We start from the raw sequence: 7,111 nt of genomic DNA on the forward strand, positions 1-7,111 counted from the left end.
TTCAATATTTTTTTATAGTCGAGTTGCACAAAATCCATCCATAAAATTTTAGCAAAATATTAAATTAATGTTATTATAAGCAATAAAAAACTGCAAGTAAAACACTTGCAGTTTTTTTACTGATTTGAATAGTTTATTTTTGTTTTGCAATTTTGGTATCTGTAATTGCCTTGAAAAGTGAAAGTTCATCATCATACGGCAAATCACAGCTATAATGCCAAATCATCATACCGCCGAGACCCGCATCAATTGCAAAAGCGGTTTTGTCTGCCACCATTTGAACAGAGTTGATATACTGCGGAGCAGTCATTGGGTTGCCGTCATGGTCAAAATCATTGAAATAAATGAGATTTGTGTACCTATCAATCTTACCACCGAACTGATTGTAATTACCCCAATAGCGAAGACGATTGGTTGGTCGAGAATAAAACGGCAAACCGAGATCAATTTGTTCAGGAGAAAAGCCTCCTTTGATTGCTTTGTCAACACCATTGACAGTTGTTGAGAAAATTGAATGATAGCCATGGGCAGTGAACATATCATAAAGCATAACCTCTACCCTATCAATTGCCTTGATTACATCATCGTCAAATCTCAAATCCCAAGGAGCAATTGCAAGAGAAATAATTTTATCAGGCATAGCTTTGTCAAGTTTGCGCAAGAAATTGTTAAAACGCTTCCAATCTGCCTTATCTTCCGGAAATTCATAATCCATATCATAGCCGTCAAATCCGTATTTATTGACAAAGTCAACAATGTTTGCAACAAGGTTGTCAACATTTTGCTCGTTCATCATAGACTTGATATCAGGATTACCCTCTCCATAAGGCATTGCGATGTCTGTGATAATGTTGATTTTTCTATCGCCGATTTTTGATTTCAAAAGATTAACTTTATCAGCATAGTACTGCTCGTCAACCTCGTTTGAATCATTGTCGTAAAATTTGATATTACCTTGACCGTCAAATTTTGCAGTACCGAAAACGATGACATCTGTGAGTACATCAAGATTTGAAAAATCAGCATCTTCCTTTATGTCCTCTGCAACGAAATACGCATTTACTCGGAGGTCTTTTGCCTTTTTGTTTTTAAGATAATACGCTTCAAAACTATTCACATTATAGTTTCCTGATGACTGATTTACGAAAATACGAAGGTATCTGTATTTTACATCTCCCAAAAAGCAGGTGTGACCGCCCTCGATACAATCGCTTTGATAAAGAAACTGATAATTTGCATCTTGTTCGTTTGAACCATAAATTTCAAACAAAGTCACCTTTTTTCCGGCTTCACCTAAAACAACGGTATTGAAATCTACACTATCCCCAAAATCAACAGTTATATACTTGACTTCCTCGTGCTTACCTTTGAGAGAAAAACTCTTTTTAGTTTTTCCGTCCTGTGTTATATATGTTGCGGAAGAAGCAAGATTCAAGCCGTCACTTTCTGTTGCGGACTTTGTATATGTTTTTGTCATTATACTTTTGCCTGTGTTTGAGCAAGATGTAAATGCCAAGCAAAGTATGATTGATGCAAGCACAAGTGCAAGTGTTCTTTGTAATTTTTTCATTTTTTTCTCCTTCTGGTTATCACTTAACCGATGGGAACTGTGAATTATACAGTTCATAATAAAATCTTTTTTTAGCAAGTAATTCTTTATGCGTACCCTGTTCAACGATGTTGCCGTCACGCATAACAAGAATTATATCCGCTTCTTTGATTGTGGCAAGGCGGTGAGCAACGATAAAGGTTGTTCTGCCCTGCATTAATCGTGAAAATGCCTTTTGAATTCTGATTTCCGTTCTTGTATCAATTGACGAAGTTGCCTCATCAAGAATAAGCATAGGCGGTTTGCACAACATCAAACGGGTTATGCACAAAAGTTGTCTTTGTCCCTGTGAAAGTGAGCCTCCCGACTCGCCTATAACAGTGTCGTATCCGTTTGGAAGTCGTTTGATGAACGAATGAGAATGTGCTTTTTTGGCAGCCTCAACAACTTCTTCATCCGTTGCATTGGGTGCACCGAGTTTGATATTGTCCTTAATTGTGCCCGACTTGAGCCAAGTATCTTGAAGAACCATACCAAAATTCTGTCTGACTGATTTGCGAGTTATGTCGCTGTATTCGGTATCGTCAACAGAGATTGTTCCGCTGTTGACATCATAAAACCTCATCAAAAGATTTATGAGAGTAGTTTTGCCACATCCCGTCGGTCCGACAATTGCAACCCTCTGTCCGGGTTGAACGGACAAATTGAAGTTTTCAATCAATTTCTTATTTTCCGTATATGAGAAATTGACATTTGTAAGTTGCATTTTGCCGTCAACAGATTTAAGTTCAACCGCATTTTCGCCATCGGCAGGAACTTCCTCCTCGGCAAGAAGCTCAAAAAGTCTGCCTGCGCAGGCAAAAGCATTTTGAAGTTCTGTGACAACACCGCTGATTTCGTTAAACGGCTTTGTGTACTGATTTGCATAAGACAAGAAGCAGGTCAAAACACCGACCGTGATTGCTTCTTGATTTGTCTTTACCGCAAGGATTGCGCCGAACATTGCAACGGCGGCATACACTATTGAATTGACAAATCTTGTGGCAGGATTGGTGATTGACGAGAAGAACACAGCCTTGAGAGAATAATCCTGAAGTCTGTCGTTGATTTCGTCAAACTTCTGCATATTTTCCTCTGCGTGAGAATATGCGTCAACCGTTTTTGCATTGCCTATCATTTCGTCAATAAACGAAGTTTGCTCGCCTCTTGTTTCGGACTGAAGTTTGAACATCTTGTGAGTGTTCTTTGCAATGGACGAAGCAATTACAAACGAAAGCGGAGTGACAACAACCACAACAATCGTAATCCACCAATTGATTTTCAGCATAAACACAAGCATTGCAAGAATGGTTACCACACCTGTGAAAAATTGAGTGAAGCCCATCAAAAGACCATCTGCAAACTGGTCAACATCCGCAATTACCCTCGACACAATTTCACCGCTCGGATGAGAATCGAGATAAGAAACAGGAAGTTTTTCAATTTTTGCAAAAGCCTTGTCCCTCATATCACGGACAACACCGAAAGTCATCTTGTTGTTGAGAACATTCATCACCCATTGAGAAAGTGCAACAACGCCGATTACAACACAAATTTCGATAAGAACAGGAATAATCTTGTCGAACCGAACAAGTCCCTTGTCGATTATAAAGTCAATTACATTACCGATACGAACAGGAATGTAAAGTGAGCCGGCAACGCTGACAAGTGCAAGGAGCATTGATGCAACAAGCATTGCCTTGTATCTGCCGACATATGCAAGGACACGCTTTAATATCTGTTTATTAGTCACCGACAGCCACCTCCTCTTCGCTAAACTGCGAGAAATAGATTTCTCTGTAAACCTCGCAGGATTTAAGGAGTTGTTCATTTGTACCGACATCAACAATTTGTCCGTCTTCAAGAACGATGATTTTATCCGCTGACAAAATTGAGGAAGTTCGTTCTGACACGATGAACAAAGTCGGCTTATAATCAAGTGATAATATTGCCTCTCGAAGTGCCTTTTCAGTTGCAAAGTCGAGAGCCGATGCGCTGTCATCGAGCACTATGATTTCAGGCTTTGACACAATAGCTCGTGCTATAGACAACCTCTGTTTTTGACCACCCGATAGGTTTGCACCGTTTTGCTCGATAACCGTATCAAGTCCGTCTTTTTCGTAAACATTATCATACACCTGTGCAATGCGGAGTGCCTCGTTGATTTCCTCATCCGTTGCATCCTTTTTGCCCCATTTGATGTTATCACGAACAGTGCCTGCAAAGAGCACCGCTTTTTGCATAACAAAGCCGATATTTGAGCGAAGTTCTTCTTTGTCAACAGATTTGACATCCCTACCGTTGACGGTTACTCTGCCCTTTGTGGCATCATAATAATGCGGAATAAGGCTGACAAGACTTGATTTACCACTGCCTGTTGAACCGATAATTCCGACTGTTTGACCTTTGTCGGCAAAGAAGCTGATATCTGTTAGGCTTTCTTCACCTGCACCTTTATATGTGAGCGATACATTATCAAAACAAACAGCGTGATTGTCATAACAATTTGTATCATCGGAATGTTCAAGAGTATTGTCAACATTGAGAATGCTTGCAATTCTTCCGCCCGAAGCAAAGCCCTTTGTGATGGTAACTATAAGAGAAGCAAACTTGACAAGTTCGACAAGAATTTGGCTCATATAATTGTAAAGAGCCACAACCTGACCTTGATTGAGAGTTCCCGATTCAACCTTTAATGCACCGCTGTAAATAAGAAGCACAATTCCAAGATTGATGATTATATAGGTAATCGGATTCATCAAAGCAGAAATTCTGCCAACACTCCTTTGAAAATGAGCAAGAAGATTGTTCTTTTCCTTGAATTTATTATACTCATCGTCTTCCTCTGTGAATGCACGGATAACCCTTGCACCCGTTAGATTTTCTCTTGTCATAAGAGTTACGGAGTCGAGTGTATTTTGCACATTTTTGTACATAGGCACAGTGCATTTCATAATCACTGCAACAACCACACTCAAAAGAACAATAACAAGCAGAAAAATAAGGCTGATTTTTGCATCAATTGTCAGTGCCATAACAAGTGCGCCAACAACAATAAACGGTGAACGCAGGAACAAACGAAGCACCATATTAACTGTGCTTTGTGCCTGATTGACATCATTTGTCATTCGAGTGATGAGAGTTGATGTTCCTATACGGTCAATCTCATTAAAAGAGAAAGACTGTATTTTTTCAAACAGCGAATGTCTGACTTCCGTTGCGAAGCCTGTGGCAGCCTTTGCCGCAAAAAACTGTGCCGTGATTGCCGCCGACATACCGACAACAGCAAGAAGAACAAGCAAAAGTGCCTTGGACACAACAAGTTTCAAATTACCCTCACGAATACCATCGTTGATGATTGATGCAACAACAAGAGGCACAATCAATTCAAAAACAGCTTCAAGCATCTTGAACAACGGAGCTAAAACCGACTGTATTTTGTAATTTTTTAAAAACGGTAGCAGTTGTTTCATTTTTTCTCCAAAAAAGTTCGCATAAATATATACATATTATATAAACAAAAGTTATTTATGTCAATTGAAAAAATATAATAAAAAGACAAAAAAATTATTGAAATGAGTATATAAATGGTGGTATAATCAAAATCGATATTTATCGGAGAAGGTGTTAATATGGAACAGAAGCCTGTTACAGCAATTATCGTAGGCGCTGGACACAGAGCATTTGTGTACAGCAATCTCGCAAAAACCAATCCGGAACTGCTCAAAATCGTGGGCGTTGCAGATCCTAACCCGATAAGGCGAAAAAAAGCCATGGACGAGTTTGGATTTTCAGAGGATATGTGCTTTGAAAATGCAGAAGAACTTGCAAAGCACGGCAAACTTGCAGATACCGTCATCAACGGCACAATGGACGAACAGCACCTTGAAACTGCTGTTCCGCTTCTCAACGCAGGATACGATATGCTCCTTGAAAAGCCTTTTGCTCCAAACGAAGAGGAAATGCGTCAAATTGTTGACTGCGCAAAAAAGAACAACTCAAAGGTTATGATTTGCCATGTTCTCCGCTACACTCCGTTTTATTACGGAATCAAGGAGAGAATAGTCAATGGTGAGATTGGCGATATTATTAACATCCAAACAACCGAACATGTTTCGTATCACCACCTTTCAACCTCATATGTAAGAGGAAAATGGGCAAACAAGGACAAGTGCCACACAACAATGCTTCTTGCAAAATGTTGCCACGACCTCGACATTATGATGTGGATGATGGCAGACACGAAGCCGACTCAAATTTCTTCATTCGGCGGAAAATTCCAGTTCAAGCCGGAAAATGCGCCGAAGAACGCAGGCACAATCTGTATGAAAGACTGCCCTTTGGTTGACACTTGCGTTTATTCAACAAAGCGTCTGTACATCGACCACCCTGACAGATGGGCATTTTATGTTTGGGACGCTCTTGAGGACAAGGAAAATCCTACTATCGAGGATAAAATTGCTTTGATGAAATCAGACAATCCGTATGCAAGATGTATATATAAATGCGACAACAATGTTGTTGACCATCAATCCGTACTTGTTAACTTTGCAAGCGGTGCAACAGGCACACATAATATGGTTGGCGGTTCGGCAGAGCCAAGAAGAGACATCCACATTATCGGCACAAAAGGTGAAATTTTCGGCAACTTTGAAGAAAGCAAATTTACAGTATTAAAAATTAACCCATCGCCTGACGCACACAACGAAGAATGTGATGTTGAGGAAGTTGACCTCAATGTAAGCGGTGATATGGTTGGCGCATACGGCGGTCACGGTGGCGGTGACGAACGCCTTGCCGCAGATTTTGTAAAGTTTATCAGAGGCGAAAAGCCAAGCCTTGCATGCACCTCAATTTTTGACAGTGTTGCAGGTCACTTGAGCGTATATCTCGCAGACGAAAGCAGAGAAAACGGCGGTATGCCACAAAATGTCAAACTATAAGGAAATAGTGTGAAAATCACACTATTCCGATTATATTGCCCTCAAAATTTGCTTGTGGCATAATTTTGAGATGGCTAAATTCCCACTATACGCCTTGTCCGGCTACAGAGAGGCGTGTGGATGATTGTTAATGAACTATTTGTAGCCGGAAAGGCTATGGGAATTAATATGAAAATAAAAGACGGATTTATTACAAAAGAAATCGGCAACAAAATCGTTGCAATAACTGTCGGCGAACATACCAAAGATTTCAACGGAATGATCACTCTAAATGAAACAGGTCATTTCATTTGGAAATGCCTTGAAAATGAAACCGACAAAGAAAGTATTGCAAATGAAGTTACAAAAGAGTATGATATAAGCATATCTGATGCAATGAATGAAATTGAAAACTTTATTGCTGAGCTTGATAAATACGACATATTAGAAAAATAACAAACCCTGCACAGCAGGGTTGTATACGCAGGAGTGGCGGAATGGCAGACGCGCCAGATTCAGGTTCTGGTGAATGCAAATTCATGTGGGTTCAAGTCCCATCTCCTGCACCAAAAGGGAGTAATAGCCTTTGGGCTGTTGCTCT

General features: G+C 40.0%; 5 protein-coding genes and 1 tRNA gene. 3 read left to right on the plus strand and 3 right to left on the minus strand.

Annotation, left to right across the window (positions count from 1 at the left end; genetic code table 11):
• Nucleotides 1–133: 133 nt before the first annotated feature.
• Genes B5D29_RS07625 through B5D29_RS07635 form a run of 3 tightly spaced genes read right to left on the minus strand, consistent with a single transcriptional unit; the run spans nucleotide 134 to nucleotide 5,061 of the window.
• On the minus strand, nucleotides 134–1,570 hold the full coding sequence (locus tag B5D29_RS07625; protein ID WP_159443440.1) for a glycoside hydrolase family 18 protein: 1,437 nt from the start codon (nucleotides 1,568–1,570) through the stop codon (nucleotides 134–136).
• 19 nt (nucleotides 1,571–1,589) lie between these two features.
• Nucleotides 1,590–3,419 (minus strand): ABC transporter ATP-binding protein, encoded by a 1,830-nt coding sequence (locus tag B5D29_RS07630; protein WP_078768987.1) that lies wholly within the window; start codon nucleotides 3,417–3,419, stop codon nucleotides 1,590–1,592.
• Entirely contained in the window at nucleotides 3,334–5,061 is a 1,728-nt protein-coding gene (locus tag B5D29_RS07635) for an ABC transporter ATP-binding protein (protein WP_078768983.1), read from the minus strand. The genes B5D29_RS07630 and B5D29_RS07635 overlap by 86 nt, the downstream gene beginning before the upstream one ends.
• Nucleotides 5,062–5,220: 159 nt before the next feature.
• Here B5D29_RS07635 and B5D29_RS07640 point away from each other — a divergent pair, with 159 nt between their 5' ends.
• The 3 genes from B5D29_RS07640 (at nucleotide 5,221) to B5D29_RS07650 (ending at nucleotide 7,079) form a co-directional block, all read left to right on the plus strand.
• Nucleotides 5,221–6,531, plus strand: coding sequence for a Gfo/Idh/MocA family protein (locus B5D29_RS07640; protein ID WP_078768984.1), 1,311 nt, complete (start codon nucleotides 5,221–5,223; stop codon nucleotides 6,529–6,531).
• Between the two features lie 120 nt (nucleotides 6,532–6,651).
• Nucleotides 6,652–6,966 (plus strand): PqqD family protein, encoded by a 315-nt coding sequence (locus tag B5D29_RS07645; RefSeq protein ID WP_078768985.1) that lies wholly within the window; start codon nucleotides 6,652–6,654, stop codon nucleotides 6,964–6,966.
• 27 nt (nucleotides 6,967–6,993) lie between these two features.
• Nucleotides 6,994–7,079: transfer RNA gene (locus B5D29_RS07650), tRNA-Leu, on the plus strand.
• Nucleotides 7,080–7,111 lie beyond the last annotated feature (32 nt).

Source organism: Eubacterium coprostanoligenes, assembly GCF_900167205.1.
Lineage (GTDB): Bacteria > Bacillota > Clostridia > Oscillospirales > Acutalibacteraceae > Eubacterium_R > Eubacterium_R coprostanoligenes.

Excerpts from the sequence above, each read along its gene's own strand:
- B5D29_RS07645 (WP_078768985.1), top strand. The coding sequence starts at position 6,652 with ATGATTGTTAATGAACTATTTGTAGCCGGAAAGGCTATGGGAATTAAT.
- B5D29_RS07630 (WP_078768987.1), bottom strand. The coding sequence starts at position 3,419 with ATGAACAACTCCTTAAATCCTGCGAGGTTTACAGAGAAATCTATTTCT.
- B5D29_RS07640 (WP_078768984.1), top strand. The coding sequence starts at position 5,221 with ATGGAACAGAAGCCTGTTACAGCAATTATCGTAGGCGCTGGACACAGA.
- B5D29_RS07635 (WP_078768983.1), bottom strand. The coding sequence starts at position 5,061 with ATGAAACAACTGCTACCGTTTTTAAAAAATTACAAAATACAGTCGGTT.
- B5D29_RS07625 (WP_159443440.1), bottom strand. The coding sequence starts at position 1,570 with ATGAAAAAATTACAAAGAACACTTGCACTTGTGCTTGCATCAATCATA.